Below are 14853 nucleotides of genomic sequence, written 5' to 3'. Positions count from 1 at the left end.
CCGTCTGGGACGCGACCGGCGGCGGCACGCTCGCCGCGCTGATCTCGCAGCGTCACCGCACGAGGAGGTCGCGAACGCGCTGGTCGCCTCGTTCATCACCGCGATCGGCAGGAACCTGCTGACCGAGATCGGCGCCGAGCAGCGCGAACTGCGGGCCACCCTGTGCGCGACGCAGATGGTCGGCCTCGGCATGGTCCGGTACGTCGTGCACTTCGAGCCGCTGGCCTCGACCGACCTGGAGACCGTGGTCAAGGCCATCGCCCCGAACATGCAGCGCTACCTGACGGGCGACCTGGACTAGGCCGTCACGCGTCGGCGAGCAGCACCGTGGCGTCGAAGCAGGTGCGGTCGCCCGTGTGGCAGGCCGCGCCCTGCTGGTCGACGGTCAGCAGCAGCGTGTCGCCGTCGCAGTCGAGCCGCACCTCGTGCACGTACTGGGTGTGGCCGGACGTCTCGCCCTTCACCCACAGCTGCTGGCGGCTGCGCGAGTAGTAGGTGGCGCGGCGGGTGGTGAGGGTGCGGTGCAGTGCCTCGTCGTCCATCCACGCCACCATGAGCACCTCACCGGTGCCGCGCTGCTGGGCCACCGCGCACACGAGGCCGTCCGGGGTGCGCTTGAGGCGTTGCGCGACGGCGGGGTCGAGCGAGCTGCTCAACGGGGACCTCCCAGGTGTTCGCGAGCGGGTCCGGTGTTGAGCAGGACCACTCCGTAGATGTGCACTGCGGACAGCACGCCGGACGCGACGCGGGCCCACGCCGGTCCGTCGGCCAGCACGATGACGAGGTGCAGCAGCGCGACCAGGATGAAGACGATCATCGCCGGGTAGTGCATGAACCTCAGCCGCAGCAGCAGGGCCGCGGCGATCGGGAGTTCGACGATCGCGATGAACGACGGCAGCTTCAGCACGTCGGGGTCGCCGGTCGCGCGCCACAGGATCAGGCCGACCACGAAGAACACCAGCGCGCCGCCGAGCGCGACCGCCGAGGCGACCCGCACCTCGACGGGTCTCATCGCACCACGACGCCCGCCTGGCGCAGGCCGTCCTTGACCTCGCTGATGCGGAGCTGGCCGAAGTGGAAGACGCTGGCGGCGAGCACGGCGTCCGCGCCCGCGGCGACGGCCGGCGGGAAGTGGTCGACCGCGCCCGCGCCACCGCTCGCGATCAGCGGGACGTCCACCTCGCGGCGCACCAGCTCGAGCAGCTCGATGTCGAAGCCCGCCTTGGTGCCGTCGGCGTCCATGGAGTTCAGCAGGATCTCGCCGACGCCCAGCTCCTGGCCCTTCGCGGCCCACGCGATGGCGTCGATGCCGGTGCCGGTGCGACCGCCGTGGGTGGTGACCTCGAAGCCGGTGCCGCCGGGCACGCGCCGCGCGTCGACGGACAGCACGATGCACTGCGCGCCGTACCGCTCCGAGCACTCCTTGAGGAGCTCGGGGCGCGCGATGGCGGCGGTGTTGAGGCTGACCTTGTCCGCGCCCGCGCGGAGCAGCTTGTTCACGTCCTCGGGGCTGCGCACGCCGCCGCCGACCGTGAGGGGGATGAACACCTGCTCGGCGGTGCGGCGGACCACGTCGAACGTCGTCTCGCGGTCGCCGCTGCTGGCCGTCACGTCGAGGAACGTCAGCTCGTCCGCGCCCTCGGCGTCGTAGGCCCTGGCGAGCTCGACCGGGTCGCCCGCGTCGACGAGGTTGGTGAAGTTGACGCCCTTCACCACCCGGCCGCGGTCGACGTCGAGACAGGGGATGACACGGACCGCGACTGACATGCGGGAAAGCCTACCGGGGAGCCCTGAAAGGCCGCGCCGAGGACTACGCTGCGGCGCCATGATCAGCGACTTGGGCGCGGGCAAGTACCTGCTGCTGACGACGTTCCGCAAGGACGGCACCGCGGTGCCGACGCCGGTCTGGGTCGTCGGCGGTGAGAACGACGACGTGATCTACGCCTGGAGCGCGCGGGACACCGGCAAGGTCAAGCGCATCCGGCGCAGCGGCGACGTGGAGATCGGGCCGTGCGACGTCCGCGGCAACCCCCAGGGCCCGTCGGTCCCGGCGCACGCGGTGCTGCTGGACGACGACGCCAGCGACGACGTGCGGTCGCGCATCTCGAAGAAGTACGGGCTGTTTGGCTGGGTCACGGTCTTCGGCAGCAAGGTGCGGCGCGGGCGGACCGGCTCCGTCGGCATCCGCATCACCGCGACCCCCGATCAAGCTTGAGTTGAGTCGTCAACACCGGGTCAACGTTGAGTCGACTGTCCACATTGACTCAACGTTGACTTCGTCAAATCAACGTTGACGCGCGCCGTCAACATGGACACGGCGAACGCTTGCGCGCGGAAGACAACGTTGTCATTTGTCAATGTTGACCAGGGTCGTCAACGTTGATCAGGGGTTGTCCATGTTGACTCAACGTTGATCGCGATGCGTCAACCCGAGGTTGACCGGCGAATCAATGTCAACCTAGAGTTGACGGCGTGATCCAGTTGACCGACCTCATCGTCACCGTCGCCCAGGAGGCCGACGACGCTCTCGTGCGCCTCGCGAAGGCCGTCGAGATGAGCGGTCAGCTCAGCGAGCTGGGCGACCACCTCATCGGCCACTTCGTGGACGAGGCGCGGCGCGGCGGGGCGAGCTGGGCCGAGATCGGGGAGAGCCTCGGCGTCACGAAGCAGGCGGCGCAGAAGCGGTTCGTGCCCAAGGAGTCACCGGACCTGGGCAAGCCGACGATGGAGCGCTACACGCAGCGGTCGCGGCGGGTCGTCGCGCTCGCGCGGCACCACGCCCGGTTCAGCGAGCGGATCGGCACCGAGCACCTGTTGCTCGGGTTGCTCGACGAGTCGGCGGGGCTCGCGGCCAAGACGATCGCGAAGCTGGAGTCAGGCGACGGCAGCACGCGCATCGCGACGCTCAACCGGCTCGACGCCGAGGCCAAGCAACGGCCGGAGAAGCAGCCGTACACGACGCACTGCAAGAAGGCGCTCGAACTGGCCGTGCGCGAGGCGTTGCGGATGGGGCACATGTTCATCGGCACCGAGCACATCCTGCTCGGCGTGCTGCTGGAGGCCGACGGGACCGCGGCCGACGTGCTTCACAACACCGGTGTGACGCACGCGGCCGCGGCCGCTCACATCGAGTCCGTGGTCAACGGACCGCAGCGAGTGCTTCCGGGAGCGTGAACGCGCCGGCGTAGAGGGCCTTGCCGATGATGGAGCCCTCGACGCCGTCGCGGGACAGCGCGGACAGGGCCACCAGGTCGTCCACGGTGGACACGCCGCCGGACGCGATGACCGGGGCGTCGGTGCGGGCGCAGACCTCGCGCAGCAGGTCGAGGTTCGGGCCGGTGAGCGTGCCGTCCTTCGACACGTCGGTGACGACGTAGCGGGTGCAGCCGTCGCGGTCGAGCCGGTCGAGGACCTCCCAGAGGTCGCCGCCGTCCGACGTCCAGCCGCGGCCCTTCACGCGGTGGCCCTGCTCGGTGATGCGGACGTCGAGGCCCACGGCGATCTGCTCGCCGTACGCGGCCAACGCCTTCGCGCACCACTCCGGGTCCTCGAGCGCGGCGGTGCCGAGGTTCACGCGCGCGCAACCGGTGGCGAGGGCGGCTTCGAGCGAGGCGTCGTCGCGGATGCCGCCGGACAGCTCCACCTTCACGTCGAGCTCGCCGACGACGCGCGCGATCAGGTCGCGGTTCGAGCCGCGCCCGAACGCCGCGTCGAGGTCGACGAGATGGATCCACTCCGCCCCGTCGCGCTGCCACTGCAGGGCCGCGTCGAGCGGCTCGCCGTAGTTCGTCTCGGTACCGGCTTCGCCCTGCACGAGCCGGACGGCACGACCGTCGGCCACGTCAACAGCGGGGAGGAGTGTGAACGTCACGCGGTCAGCCTAGCGGCAGCTCGCGGACCGGCATCACGACAAGGTGGTCAGCCAGTTCTCCAGCAGGTGCGCCCCGGCGTCGCCGGACTTCTCCGGGTGGAACTGGGTCGCCCACAGCGGCCCGTTCTCCACGGCCGCCACGAACTCGTCGCCCGAGTGGTCCGCCCACGTCACGAGCGGCGCCTTGAGGTGGTCGGCCGGCTCCAGCTCCCAGCGGCGCACGCCGTAGGAGTGCACGAAGTAGAACCGCGTGTCCTTGTCCAGCCCGGCGAACAGCTGCGACCCCTCGGGCGCGCGCACGGTGTTCCAGCCCATGTGCGGCACGATCGGCGCTTCGAGCCGCTCGACGGTGCCGGGCCACTCGCCGCAGCCCTCAGTGAGCACGCCGTGCTCGATGCCGCGGTCGAACAGGATCTGCATGCCCACGCAGATGCCGAGCACCGGGCGGCCGCCGGCGAGGCGCGCGCCGATGATCCTGGCGCCGTGCACCGAGTTGAGGCCTTCCATGCACGCCGCGTACGCGCCGACGCCGGGGACGACGAGACCGTCCGCCTCACGGGCGGCGCGGGGGTCGGACGTCACCTCGACATGGGCGCCGACCCGCTGGAGCGCGCGCTCGGCCGAGCGCAGGTTGCCGGAGCCATAGTCAAGTACGACGACACGTGCCACGCCGTTCAGGTTAGTCGGTCGGAACCGCGCCCTGGGTCACCGGGATGACCGGCAGCACCGTGTTGATCGGTTTCGTCCGCACGAGCCGCCGCCGGAGCATCACCAGCAACCCGACGAGCAACGCCAGCAGCAACGCGCCGATCAGGTAGTAGACGACGGCCGGGATGTTCAGCACGACCGTCACCAGCGCCGTCAGCACCATCAGCGGGAAGATCAGGGCCAGCGGCCACAGCTGCGCGCGCGGCGGTTCGAGCGTCATCAGCACGGCGTCCGCCCTGCCCTGCTCGGTGAGCTCCGCCACCTGCGCGACCTCCAGCAGCCCGGCGGCGCGGAAGAAGTCGGGGATCGCGGCGCGGCCGTTCTCGAAGTCGCGGATGCGTTCGAGCGTGCCCTTGCGACTCGCGGACGGGTGCAGCGCGGTGAGCTTGTCGATGGCGTCGAGCTGCCACTTCTCCTTCTCGCGCAGGTCGACCATGCCCGCGGTCATGCGGTCGAACGCCCTGCCGACCGGCCCGGACTGCTTGGCCTGCGCCGACAGCCGGAGCACGGCTTCGCGCGATCCCCACATCGAGGCGCGGCCGAGCGACGTCGTGAACATGTAGAGCAACGCGGCGTCGTCGTTCCACACGGCCAGCGCGGCGCCACCGCCGATCTTGCGCACCCGGTTCGTCATGTACGCGGCCTCGTTGAGCTTCGTGGCCGGAGGGGGCAAGAGCACCGTGCCGGACTGCACCGGGACGAGCGCCGCGGGCCCCACGTTGCCGCTGTGCATGGCCTTCTGCAGCTCGGCGGCGTTCAACGGGGTCCAGATCAGCATTCTCACGACCAACATCATTCCTGGTCCGCCTCGCGCGCCCGTGCGGACATGCCCGGAACATCACGCACCGGGAACGCATCCGTGCAATGAACACGACTCCAGCACGCACGAAGCAACCGTGATCCGTACCGGGATCTTCAGCGCCACCAGCGAAGAAGACGAGAAAGCCCGACCCCGCCGGGGAACGGCCGCCGATTCCGTCCACATGAGACCGACCCGGCGGCTCGACGATGCGCAGGAGGTGGATCGGGCACGATCAGGACCTTTCCTGATCGTGCCCCCACCTCACGGCCGGACGGCGCGAGAAGGCGCTCCGGTCCAGTCATCCCCCATGGCGAACACGTTCCTTCACCCCCTGAAGAAACTCCGCACAGCACTCCCCAGCCCCACCACGTCAAGATCATGAGCAGCGTCATGGTCTTCGGCCGTGCCGTAGTTGCGGAGCTCTGCGTGTCGTTTGACGCCTATACAACGCACACGGTGCGGAATTCGTTGCAACGAATCTGAAACCAGATGCGAGGAAGTTCCTTCGAGGTACGGCTCCACCACCATCACGTCGGCGTGGTCGGTCTCCTGCACGGCCTTGAGCAGTCCGTCTGAGTCGAACGGACGGACCGTCGCCGCGTAGAGCACGGTGACATCGGCCTTCTCGCACTCGACGGCCGCGAACACGCGGTCGAGCATCGGGCCCACGGCGAGGACGACGCCGCGCTTGCCGTGCTTCAAGGTTGTGAATCCTTCGCCCACGGGATAGGGCTGCGTGTTCTCCCGCAGCGAAAGCCTCAGGTAGACCCGGTTCTCGTCCTTCAAGGCCTGGCGCAGCAACGGGACCACCTCGTCCGGGTGGCCCGGCACGTGCACGGTCCAGCCCGGCAACGTGTCGAACAACGCGACGTCGGCGGGCGACTGGTGGGTGCGGCCCCACGCCGGGTCGTCATAGGACGCTCCGATGCTCACGAACACCGCGCCGACGTCCTGATGTCCGATGTCGAGCTTGATCTGCTCGTACGGGCGTTCGACCAGGAACGGCGCGTAGCTGTGCACGACCGGCCGCAGTCCCGCCAGGGCCAGTCCGCTCGCCACTCCGACCATGGTCTGCTCGCGGATTCCCACGTCCACGACGCGTTCGTTCTCCTGCGGGAACTCGTTGCTGGAGATCACCGCGGTCACCACGGCGATGCGCGGGTCGGCGGCGATCTCGTCGTTGACCGTCTTCACGAAGGCCTGGCGCATGGTGGCCATCAGTAGCCCCTCTCCACTTTGGCGACGACCGAGTACGGGCGGTCGTGCGGCGCGGTCAGTGCGGCGAAGATCGCCTCGTGGTCGCGGCCGTCGACCTCGGCCGTCTGCCAGCCCTCGACGGCGAACCTGCTGGCGATGCCACCGGGCCACCCGTACATCGCGGACTGGTTGTCGATCACGATCGTGGTGAGGTTCGCGACCCCGCGCCGCGCTGCCACCGCGATGGCCTCGTGGTTGCTGCCCTCGTCCAGCTCACCGTCGCCGACCAGCACGAACGTGCGGCCGCGGCTGCCCGCGACCCGCTGGCCGATGGCCGTGCCGACGGCGATCGGCAGGCCGTGACCGAGCGAGCCGCTGCTGATCTCCGCGCCGCGCACCAGCACCCGGTCGGGGTGCTGGCCGAGCGGGCTGTCCCACGAGGTCCAGTCGTCCAAAATGGACTCGTCGATGAACCCCTTCTCGGCGAGCACGGCGTAGTACGCCATCGGGCCGTGGCCCTTGGAGAGCAGGAACCGGTCGCGGTCGGGGTCGTCCACCGTCGCGGGCGTGACGTTGAGGACCTTGTCGTAGAGGACCCAGAGCACGTCGATGGTGGAGGCCGCGGCCCACTCGTGCTTCTCGTCCCCGGTCATCCTCGCGAAGAGCTCTGGTATCCGTTGCATGGCACCAACTCTTCAACCTCGACCATGCTGGAGGTCAAGACCGTTACCATGATCTGGTGAGCAAGCTGCCGGAAATGCTGACCATCGGCCAGGTCGCCGAACGCAGCGGCGTCCCGCACACCGCGCTGCGCTTCTACGAGGACAGGGGCCTGATCGCCTCGGTGCGCACCGCGGGCAACCAGCGCCGCTACCTGCGCTCGGTGCTGCGCCGGCTCGCGTTCATCCGCACCGCCCAGCGCGTCGGCCTCACGCTGGAGGACGTCCGCGACGCCCTCGCGCAGCTCCCGGACAACCGCACGCCGACGAAGTCCGACTGGGAACGCCTCTCGCGCTCGTGGAAGTCGGAGCTCGACGCGCGCATCGACGCGCTCTACCGGCTGCGCGACCGGCTCAGCGGGTGCATCGGCTGCGGCTGCCTGTCGCTGCGCAGCTGCGCGCTGCAGAACATCGACGACGAGCAGGCGTCGCACGGCCCCGGCGCGCCCAAGCTCAAGCCCGTGCTCGAGGGCGGCACCGACTAAAACCGCTGGACTCGCTGTGGTTTCCTGGTGACCAAATGGAAGACGAACGAATGATCCGCCTCTCCAAGCGGATGTCCAAGGCGCTGCGGCACCAGCCGGAGCGCGTCGGTCTCACCCTCGACGCGGCAGGCTGGGTGTCCGTGGCCGACCTCCTGAGCGCCCTCGGCATCTCCGAGGAGGACATGCTCGAGGTCGTCGAACGCAACGACAAGAAGCGCTTCGTCGTCGACGGCGACCGCATCCGGGCCAACCAGGGCCACAGCGTCGAGGTCGACCTCGGACTGCCCGCGGCGGTCCCGCCCGGCGACCTGTTCCACGGCACGGTCGCGCAGTACCTCGACGACATCATGCGTGACGGGCTGCGGCCGATGTCCCGCCACGACGTGCACCTCTCACCGGACCGCGAGACCGCCCGCCGGGTCGGCGCACGGCGCGGACGGCCGTTGATCCTCGTCGTCGACGCCCAGGCGATGCACGCGGACGGCCACGAGTTCCGGCTCAGCGCCAACGGCGTGTGGCTCACGCAGCACGTCCCGGCCCGCTATCTCCGGACCACGTGAAGCACATCGTCGAAGCCGGCGACGTCAGGCTCGGAGTTCCGGCGTCGGCGGCGCACGCGGTCCCGGTCCGCTGCCGGATCAACCGCCTGTCCCGCATCGACCGGATCCCCGGCGAACCGCCGCGGCCACCGGCACGTCCCGCGCCGGCTGGGCGGGCCGTTGCTCGGCCACGCCCATCTGGTTCGCCGAACGAGGCGTCACCGTCGAGAGAGTGATGTCCGACAACGGGTCCCTGCTACCGCACCCGCCTGACCAACCTCCCGGACATCACACCTAGAGCAGCCAGAGGACGGCGCCGCCTACGGCCACGACGGTCAGCACCAGCAGGACGACCGCCAGGACCTTGGCGGTCTTCCAGGTGGTGTAGACGCCACCGGCCAGGAAGCCCGCGAGGGCCAGCAGGCCGATGACGACGACTTCCTTCGGCATCAGAGCACGCCCTTGGTCGACGGGATGCCGCCGACGCGCGGGTCCGGCTCCACGGCCGCGCGCAGGGCGCGGGCGATGGCCTTGTACTCGGCCTCCGCGATGTGGTGCGGGTCGCGGCCGTACTCGACCCGCACGTGCAGGGCGATCTGGGCGTGGAAGGCGAGCGACTCGAAGACGTGCCGGTTGAGCACGAACGGGTAGTTGCCGCCGATGACGAAGCTGTTGAACTGCTCCGGCTCGCCCTTGTGCACGGTGTACGGGCGGCCCGAGACGTCCACCGCGGCGTGCGCGAGGGTCTCGTCCATCGGGATCCAGCAGTCGCCGAAGCGGCGGATGCCCTTCTTGTCGCCCAGCGCCTCGCGCAGGGCCTGGCCGAGGACGATCGCGATGTCCTCCACCGAGTGGTGGGCGTCGATCTCCACGTCGCCGGTGGCCCTGACGATCAGGTCGAAGCAGCCGTGCACGCCGAACGCCGTGAGCATGTGGTCGTAGAACGGCACGCCCGTGCTGATCTCGACCTTGCCGGTGCCGTCGAGGTCGATCTCGACGTAGACCGACGACTCCTTGGTGGTGCGCTCCACCTTGCCCACACGGCTCACCGGCTGACCTCCTTGCTGGCCGCGAGGAACGCGTCGTTCTCCTCGGGCGTTCCGACGGTCACCCGCAGGTGACCAGTGATTCCGACGTCCCTGATGAGCACGCCGTGGTCCAAATAGGACTTCCAGGTCTCGCGTGCGTTCTCGAACCAGCCGAACAGCACGAAGTTCGCGTCCGACGGCACGACCTGGAAGCCCAGGTCCGTCAGCGCCGCCGACACCCTGTCGCGCTCGGCGGCGAGCTTCGCCACCGAGCCCAGGGTCTCCGCGGCGTGCCGCAGGGAGGCGCGCGCGGCCGCCTGCGTCAGCGCCGAGAGGTGGTACGGCAGGCGCACCAGCTGGAGCGCGTCCACCACGGCCGGGGCCGCCGCCAGGTAGCCGAGACGGCCACCGGCGAACGCGAAGGCCTTCGACATGGTGCGCGAGACGATCAGCCGCGAGCCGAACTCGTCCAGCAGCCTGATCGCGCTCTCCTGCGGGGAGAACTCCGCGTACGCCTCGTCCACCACGATCATCCCGGTCGTGGAGGCGATCAGCAGGCGCAGGTCGTCGAGCGGGATCGACTGGCCCGTCGGGTTGTTCGGCGACGTCACGAAGACGACGTCCGGCTTCGTCTCCGCGATCAGCGCCGCGGCCTTCTCCACGTCCAGCGAGAAGTCGGCCCGGCGCGGGGTCGGCGACCACTCGGTGCGCGTGCCCGCCGCGATGATCGGGTGCATCGAGTACGACGGTTCGAAGCCCAGCGCCACCCGGCCGGGTCCGCCGAACGCCTGCAGGATCTGCTGGAGGATCTCGTTGGACCCGTTGGCCGCCCACACGTTCTCGGACGTGAGCGGCACCGACGTGGCCTCGGTCAGGTACGCGGCCAGGTCGTCGCGCAACGCCACCGCGTCGCGGTCCGGGTACCGGTGCAGCTCGCCCGCGATCTCGGCCACCGCGGCGACGACGTCGGCGGCGAGCGCGTCCGTCGGCGCGTACGGGTTCTCGTTGGTGTTCAGGCGGTACGGGACGTCGAGCTGCGGCGCACCGTAGGGCGTGCGGCCGCGCAGGTCTTCGCGCAGGGGCAGGTCCGACAGCTCCACCCGTGCGCCGATCACTGGCTTCATCGAGAGAACCTCGCTGTGACAGCCTGCCCGTGCGCGGGCAGGTCTTCCGCGTTGGCCAGCGCGACGACCTTGTCCGCGACCTCCCGCAGTGCTTCCTCGGAGTAGTCGATCACGTGGATGCCGCGCAGGAACGTCTGCACGGACAGCCCGGACGAGTGCCGCGCGCAGCCGGCGGTCGGCAGCACGTGGTTCGAGCCGGCGCAGTAGTCGCCGAGCGACACCGGCGAGTGCGCGCCGACGAAGATCGCGCCCGCGGACCGGATCCGCGCCGCCACCTCGCGCGCGTCCCGCGTCTGGATCTCCAGGTGCTCGGCGGCGTACGCGTCGACCACCCGGACACCTTCGTCCACAGTGGACACCAGCACGGTGCCGGACTGCTTGCCGCCCAACGCCGTGCGGACGCGTTCGCTGTGCTTGGTCGCGCCGACCTGCCGCTCCAGCTCGGTGTCCACGGCGTCCGCCAGCTCGACGGAGTCCGTCACCAGCACCGACGCCGCCAGCGGGTCGTGCTCGGCCTGGCTGATCAGGTCGGCGGCCACGTGCACGGGGTCGGCCGACGAGTCGGCCAGGATCGCGATCTCCGTCGGCCCGGCCTCGGAGTCGATGCCGATCAGCCCGCGCAGCAGGCGCTTCGCCGCCGTCACGTAGATGTTGCCGGGACCGGTGACCACGTCGACCGGGGCCAGTTCGGCCCCGTCGGTGTCCACGCCGCCGTGCGCCAGCAGCGCCACGGCCTGGGCGCCGCCCACCGCCCACACCTCGTCGACGCCGAGCAGCGCGGCCGCGGCGAGGATCGTCGGGTGCGGCAGGCCACCGAACTCGGCCTGCGGCGGCGAGCACACCACCAGCGACTCGACGCCGGCGATCTGGGCCGGCACCACGTTCATGACGACCGTCGACGGGTACACGGCCAGGCCGCCGGGCGCGTAGAGGCCGACGCGGGCGACCGGCACCCACCGCTCGGTGACGGTGCCGCCGGGCACCACCTGGGTCGTCGTGTCGACGCGCTTCTGGTCGGCGTGCACCTTGCGGGTGCGCGTGATGACCTCTTCCAGCGCCTCGCGGACCGCCGGGTCCAAGGAGGACAAAGCGGACGAGATCTCCGAAGCGGGCACACGGACAGAAGCAGGACGAACACCGTCGAACTTCTCGGTGTACTCCAACGCCGCCTCGACACCGCGCTCGGCGATGGCGTCCACCAACGGCCGCACGTGATGCAGAACCGCGTCCACGTCCACCTCGGCGCGCGGCACGACGGCGCGCAACTGAGCAGGGGTCGTGGTGCGACCTCGCAGGTCGATGCGGTTCAGCATGGCTCACAGCCTAGTTCCTGCGGAAATCTGTCAACGGTCAGCCCGCTATCGGCGCTACTCAGCCTGTGACGCCCCGGCCACGCTCGGTCGAGCACATCTCCGTCGCAAACCCCTGCTGATGATGGAGGACCCATGTTCACCAAGCGCCGCGGCAAGATCGCCGCGATGCTCGCCATATGCCTGCCCGTGCTGGTCGCGGGCATGGCGACGCCCAGCACGGCCGACTCCGGCCGCTACCTGCTGGAGATCACCGCCAACACGTCCGCCGAGCGCACGCAGATCGCGCAGTCCGGCGTCGACGTGCTCGGTGCGGTGAAGCTCACCACCGTCTCGGTCGTCGCGGACAAGGCGCAGTACCGGGCCCTGCAGGCCACCGGGCTGCCGATCAGGTACGTCGGCGACTTCGAGAAGGAGCTCAAGGCGCTCGGCAAGGTCGACTTCGCCGACCCGCAGCCCGGCCAGATCGGCACGCAGGACTTCCCGTCCGGCTACACGGGCTACCACAACTTCGCGGAGATGACCGCGGAGCTCCAGCAGACCGTGCGCGACCACCCGACGCTCGCGAGCCTGCGCAGCATCGGCAAGAGCGCGCAGAACCGGGACATCTGGGCCCTCAAGGTCAGCGACAACGTCGCGACCGACGAGGCGGAGCCCGAGGTGATCTTCACGTGCAACCAGCACGCGCGTGAGCACATCACCGTCGAGCAGTGCCTGCAGATCATCAAGCGCTACACCGACAACTACTCCACGCCGGCCATCAAGAACCTGGTGGACAGCCGCGAGGTGTGGTTCGTGCCGATGGTCAACCCGGACGGCGTCGAGTACGACATCGCCACGGGCTCCTTCCGCGGCTGGCGCAAGAACCGCCAGGGCAACGGCACCGACCTCAACCGCAACTGGGGCTACAAGTGGGGCTGCTGCGGCGGTTCCAGCGGCAGCACGACGTCGGACACCTACCGCGGCCCGTCGGCGTTCTCCGCGCCGGAGACCACCGCCGTCAAGAACTTCGTGGACTCCCGCGTCGTCGGCGGTGTCCAGCAGATCAAGACGAACATCGACTTCCACTCGTTCTCGGAGCTCGTGCTGTGGCCCTTCGGCTACACCACCGCGAACACCGCGCCCGGCCTGGACGCGACCGAGGAACGCGCGTTCCGCACGCTCGGCCAGCAGATGGCCGCCACCAACGGCTACACACCGGAGCAGGCGAGCGACCTCTACATCACCGACGGCAGCATCGACGACTGGATGTGGGGCCAGCACAAGATCTGGTCCTACACCTTCGAGATGTACCCGAGCAGCGGCGGCCTCAACGGCTTCTACCCGCGCGACACGGTCATCGCGGCGCAGACGAGCCGCAACGACCGCGCCGTCGACATGTTCGTCGGCTACTCGGACTGCGTGAAGCGCGTCATCAACGTGTCCTGCTGACGACCTGCTCGATGATCTCGAGCGCCCGGTCGACCTCGGCGTGACTGACGAAGTAGTGCGGGGAGGCCCGCACTACTTCGGTCAGGCCGCGCCGGGTCATGTCGAGCAACGTCGACCCGGCCGACGACACAGTCACGGCGACGGAGGCCTGCCACAGCCGGTCCTTCACCTCCATCGCCGGCACACGCTCCGACGTGAAGGTGACGATGCCCGACTGCCGCTCACCGAGATCGCGCACGGTGATGCCGGGAATGGCGGCGAGCCCCTCGCGCAAGCGCTTGGCGCGGTCGGCGACCTCGGCCTCGATCACGTCGAGCCCCATCTCCAGGGCATAACGCGCGGCCGCGATCAGGCCGAGCCGGTCGGCGATGCCGCACTCCCACAGTTCGAAAACGCGGGCATCCGAGCGCAGCGCGTACTCCTGAGGACCCGTCCACGAGCCGCTGTGCAGGTCCACCAGGCGTGGGTGGAGCCGCTCCCGCACCTCGTCGCGCACGACGAGGGCGCCGGTACCGCGCGGGCCTCGCAGCCACTTGCGGCCGGTGCAGGCCAGCATGTCGTAGTCGAGCCCGCGCAGGTCCAGTTGACCGGTCGACTGGCAGGCGTCGAGCAACACCAGCGCACCGACCTCACGAGCCGCTGCCGTGATGTCGTTGACCGGGTTGATCAGGCCGCCGTTCGTCGGCACGTGCACGAGCGAGATCAGCTTGACTCGGTTGTCAAGGTCCAGGGCGCCGAGGTCGACCTGCCCGTGAACGTCGGACGGGATGACCTCGACGACCGCCCCGGCCTCCGCCGCACGGCGCAGGATCGGGATCGCGTTGCCAGCGTATTCGGCCTCGGTGACGAGAATTCGGTCTCCGGCCGCCAGGGGCACCGCGTCGAAGGCCGCCAACCATGATCGAGTCGCACTGTCCGTGAACGCGACCTCGGACGGCTGACACCCGAACAGGTCAGCGAGAACGCCGTACCCCGCCTCCAGGTCGTCCCGCCGTTCCGCCGCGGCACGGTAGCCACCGATCTCGGTCTCCCGCCTGAGGTGGCCGATCACCTCGTCCACGACCGGCGCGGGAGGGATCGAGGAACCTGCGCTGTCCAAGAAGATCAGATCGCTCACTCACCCCACTGTGCCACCATCGAGTGCATGGGGGATCGCACGTTCGGGTACAGCGCTCAGACAAGACCTTTCCTGTGGGTCTTCCTCGTGGTGACACCGCTGGAGATCCTGCTCGTGGAGTTCATCGTGCCGTGGTTCTGGCTGCGCGCCGTGCTCCTCGCGTTCGGCGTGCTGAGCGCGTTGCTGCTCGGCTGGCAGCTCTGGATGCTCTACAAGTTCAAGCACGAGGTCGACGACGAACACCTGTGGCTGCGGTACGCGCGCGAGTTCGAGTACCGGATTCCGTTGAGCGCCATCGAAAGCGTCACGCAGGGCACCACGAGCCGGACGCTCGGCAGGACCCGGTCCGTTGTGGACGGCACGCTGGTGCTGGAGATCTCCAACTCCACCAACGTCTCGCTGCGCCTGAACGCCCCGCAGGAGGTCGACCTGGGCCGCCGGGGTGCGCACGACGTCACGAAGATCGAGTTCTGGACCGACGACCCCGACGGCATGGCGCGCGCGCTGCGAAAATAGGCTCAC

At 69.6% G+C, this 14853-nt stretch carries 19 protein-coding genes and 2 pseudogenes; 8 read left to right on the top strand and 13 right to left on the bottom strand.

The window, feature by feature from the left end; translation table 11 throughout:
- Positions 1-301 (top strand): annotated as a pseudogene (locus tag ACQEU1_RS35915) (hypothetical protein); the annotation flags it as partial.
- A gap of 4 nt (positions 302-305) precedes the next feature.
- Here ACQEU1_RS35915 and hisI read toward each other — a convergent pair.
- From hisI to hisF, 3 genes are read right to left on the bottom strand one after another with little or no spacing between them, the layout of a single operon-like run.
- Complete coding sequence (gene hisI / locus ACQEU1_RS35910) at positions 306-656, bottom strand: phosphoribosyl-AMP cyclohydrolase (RefSeq protein ID WP_433211231.1); 351 nt, start codon at positions 654-656, stop codon at positions 306-308.
- Positions 653-1012, bottom strand: coding sequence for a hypothetical protein (locus ACQEU1_RS35905; protein ID WP_382439887.1), 360 nt, complete (start codon positions 1010-1012; stop codon positions 653-655). The genes hisI and ACQEU1_RS35905 overlap by 4 nt, the downstream gene beginning before the upstream one ends.
- Positions 1009-1767: an imidazole glycerol phosphate synthase subunit HisF gene (gene hisF / locus ACQEU1_RS35900; RefSeq protein ID WP_189158666.1), complete on the bottom strand. Its 759-nt coding sequence runs from the start codon at positions 1765-1767 to the stop codon at positions 1009-1011. The genes ACQEU1_RS35905 and hisF overlap by 4 nt, the downstream gene beginning before the upstream one ends.
- 58 nt (positions 1768-1825) lie before the next feature.
- Between hisF and ACQEU1_RS35895 the strand changes: the two genes are divergently transcribed.
- Both ACQEU1_RS35895 and ACQEU1_RS35890 read left to right on the top strand, forming a co-directional pair.
- A complete protein-coding gene (locus ACQEU1_RS35895) occupies positions 1826-2215 on the top strand; it encodes a PPOX class F420-dependent oxidoreductase (protein ID WP_433211226.1) in 390 nt (129 codons plus the stop codon).
- Between the two features lie 257 nt (positions 2216-2472).
- The gene (locus ACQEU1_RS35890) at positions 2473-3174 is read left to right on the top strand and encodes a Clp protease N-terminal domain-containing protein (protein ID WP_433211223.1); all 702 of its coding nucleotides are present in this window, start codon (positions 2473-2475) and stop codon (positions 3172-3174) included.
- Here the strand turns inward: ACQEU1_RS35890 and priA are convergent.
- From priA to ACQEU1_RS35865, 5 genes are all read right to left on the bottom strand, one after another.
- Complete coding sequence (gene priA, locus ACQEU1_RS35885; protein WP_433211220.1) at positions 3140-3871, bottom strand: bifunctional 1-(5-phosphoribosyl)-5-((5-phosphoribosylamino)methylideneamino)imidazole-4-carboxamide isomerase/phosphoribosylanthranilate isomerase PriA; 732 nt, start codon at positions 3869-3871, stop codon at positions 3140-3142. The genes ACQEU1_RS35890 and priA overlap by 35 nt on opposite strands.
- 33 nt (positions 3872-3904) lie before the next feature.
- Positions 3905-4540 carry an imidazole glycerol phosphate synthase subunit HisH gene (gene hisH / locus ACQEU1_RS35880; RefSeq protein ID WP_433211217.1) on the bottom strand — a complete coding sequence of 212 codons (636 nt, stop codon included), beginning with the start codon at positions 4538-4540 and terminating at the stop codon, positions 3905-3907.
- A gap of 10 nt (positions 4541-4550) precedes the next feature.
- Entirely contained in the window at positions 4551-5363 is an 813-nt protein-coding gene (locus tag ACQEU1_RS35875; protein WP_433211214.1) for a hypothetical protein, read from the bottom strand.
- Positions 5364-5705: 342 nt separating this feature from the next.
- Positions 5706-6599 carry a transketolase family protein gene (locus ACQEU1_RS35870; RefSeq protein WP_433211211.1) on the bottom strand — a complete coding sequence of 298 codons (894 nt, stop codon included), beginning with the start codon at positions 6597-6599 and terminating at the stop codon, positions 5706-5708.
- On the bottom strand, positions 6599-7261 hold the full coding sequence (locus ACQEU1_RS35865) for a thiamine pyrophosphate-dependent enzyme (protein WP_433211208.1): 663 nt from the start codon (positions 7259-7261) through the stop codon (positions 6599-6601). The genes ACQEU1_RS35870 and ACQEU1_RS35865 overlap by 1 nt, the downstream gene beginning before the upstream one ends.
- Before the next feature lie 74 nt (positions 7262-7335).
- Here ACQEU1_RS35865 and soxR point away from each other — a divergent pair, with 74 nt between their 5' ends.
- The 3 genes and pseudogenes from soxR to ACQEU1_RS35850 form a co-directional block, all read left to right on the top strand.
- The gene (soxR, locus tag ACQEU1_RS35860; RefSeq protein ID WP_433212005.1) at positions 7336-7782 is read left to right on the top strand and encodes a redox-sensitive transcriptional activator SoxR; all 447 of its coding nucleotides are present in this window, start codon (positions 7336-7338) and stop codon (positions 7780-7782) included.
- A gap of 35 nt (positions 7783-7817) precedes the next feature.
- Positions 7818-8342, top strand: coding sequence for an RNA 2'-phosphotransferase (locus ACQEU1_RS35855; protein ID WP_433211205.1), 525 nt, complete (start codon positions 7818-7820; stop codon positions 8340-8342).
- Positions 8343-8368: 26 nt separating this feature from the next.
- Positions 8369-8574: pseudogene (locus ACQEU1_RS35850) on the top strand (hypothetical protein); the annotation flags it as partial.
- Between the two features lie 41 nt (positions 8575-8615).
- Here the strand turns inward: ACQEU1_RS35850 and ACQEU1_RS35845 are convergent.
- The 4 genes from ACQEU1_RS35845 to hisD are packed head-to-tail and all read right to left on the bottom strand — an operon-like array spanning position 8616 to position 11786.
- Positions 8616-8771, bottom strand: coding sequence for a hypothetical protein (locus ACQEU1_RS35845; RefSeq protein WP_433211202.1), 156 nt, complete (start codon positions 8769-8771; stop codon positions 8616-8618).
- Positions 8771-9370, bottom strand: coding sequence for an imidazoleglycerol-phosphate dehydratase HisB (gene hisB / locus ACQEU1_RS35840; protein ID WP_382439875.1), 600 nt, complete (start codon positions 9368-9370; stop codon positions 8771-8773). Before hisB ends, ACQEU1_RS35845 begins: the two co-directional genes overlap by 1 nt.
- A complete protein-coding gene (locus ACQEU1_RS35835) occupies positions 9367-10473 on the bottom strand; it encodes a histidinol-phosphate transaminase (protein WP_433211198.1) in 1107 nt (368 codons plus the stop codon). Before ACQEU1_RS35835 ends, hisB begins: the two co-directional genes overlap by 4 nt.
- Positions 10470-11786, bottom strand: coding sequence for a histidinol dehydrogenase (hisD, locus tag ACQEU1_RS35830; protein WP_433211195.1), 1317 nt, complete (start codon positions 11784-11786; stop codon positions 10470-10472). Before hisD ends, ACQEU1_RS35835 begins: the two co-directional genes overlap by 4 nt.
- Before the next feature lie 132 nt (positions 11787-11918).
- On the opposite strand from hisD, the gene ACQEU1_RS35825 reads away from it, so the two are divergent.
- Positions 11919-13214, top strand: a complete 1296-nt coding sequence (locus ACQEU1_RS35825) for a M14 family metallopeptidase (RefSeq protein ID WP_433211192.1) — start codon at positions 11919-11921, stop codon at positions 13212-13214.
- On the opposite strand, the gene ACQEU1_RS35820 is transcribed toward ACQEU1_RS35825, so the two are convergent.
- Positions 13198-14331: an aminotransferase class V-fold PLP-dependent enzyme gene (locus ACQEU1_RS35820; protein ID WP_433211189.1), complete on the bottom strand. Its 1134-nt coding sequence runs from the start codon at positions 14329-14331 to the stop codon at positions 13198-13200. The two genes, ACQEU1_RS35825 and ACQEU1_RS35820, sit on opposite strands and share 17 nt — an antisense overlap.
- A 27-nt stretch (positions 14332-14358) precedes the next feature.
- On the opposite strand from ACQEU1_RS35820, the gene ACQEU1_RS35815 reads away from it, so the two are divergent.
- Positions 14359-14847: a hypothetical protein gene (locus ACQEU1_RS35815; protein ID WP_433211186.1), complete on the top strand. Its 489-nt coding sequence runs from the start codon at positions 14359-14361 to the stop codon at positions 14845-14847.
- Positions 14848-14853 lie beyond the last annotated feature (6 nt).

Origin of the sequence: Lentzea sp. CA-135723, assembly GCF_050936595.1 — a bacterium.
Lineage (GTDB): Bacteria > Actinomycetota > Actinomycetes > Mycobacteriales > Pseudonocardiaceae > Lentzea.
Note: the sequence above shows the minus strand (reverse complement) of the source record. Positions and strands in the feature narration are given on the sequence as shown.

Excerpts from the sequence above, each read along its gene's own strand:
- ACQEU1_RS35855 (WP_433211205.1), top strand. The coding sequence starts at position 7,818 with ATGGAAGACGAACGAATGATCCGCCTCTCCAAGCGGATGTCCAAGGCG.
- hisD (WP_433211195.1), bottom strand. The coding sequence starts at position 11,786 with ATGCTGAACCGCATCGACCTGCGAGGTCGCACCACGACCCCTGCTCAG.
- hisF (WP_189158666.1), bottom strand. The coding sequence starts at position 1,767 with ATGTCAGTCGCGGTCCGTGTCATCCCCTGTCTCGACGTCGACCGCGGC.
- ACQEU1_RS35865 (WP_433211208.1), bottom strand. The coding sequence starts at position 7,261 with ATGCAACGGATACCAGAGCTCTTCGCGAGGATGACCGGGGACGAGAAG.
- ACQEU1_RS35905 (WP_382439887.1), bottom strand. The coding sequence starts at position 1,012 with ATGAGACCCGTCGAGGTGCGGGTCGCCTCGGCGGTCGCGCTCGGCGGC.
- ACQEU1_RS35895 (WP_433211226.1), top strand. The coding sequence starts at position 1,826 with ATGATCAGCGACTTGGGCGCGGGCAAGTACCTGCTGCTGACGACGTTC.
- ACQEU1_RS35870 (WP_433211211.1), bottom strand. The coding sequence starts at position 6,599 with ATGGCCACCATGCGCCAGGCCTTCGTGAAGACGGTCAACGACGAGATC.
- ACQEU1_RS35815 (WP_433211186.1), top strand. The coding sequence starts at position 14,359 with ATGGGGGATCGCACGTTCGGGTACAGCGCTCAGACAAGACCTTTCCTG.
- ACQEU1_RS35825 (WP_433211192.1), top strand. The coding sequence starts at position 11,919 with ATGTTCACCAAGCGCCGCGGCAAGATCGCCGCGATGCTCGCCATATGC.
- ACQEU1_RS35845 (WP_433211202.1), bottom strand. The coding sequence starts at position 8,771 with ATGCCGAAGGAAGTCGTCGTCATCGGCCTGCTGGCCCTCGCGGGCTTC.
- soxR (WP_433212005.1), top strand. The coding sequence starts at position 7,336 with ATGCTGACCATCGGCCAGGTCGCCGAACGCAGCGGCGTCCCGCACACC.
- ACQEU1_RS35835 (WP_433211198.1), bottom strand. The coding sequence starts at position 10,473 with ATGAAGCCAGTGATCGGCGCACGGGTGGAGCTGTCGGACCTGCCCCTG.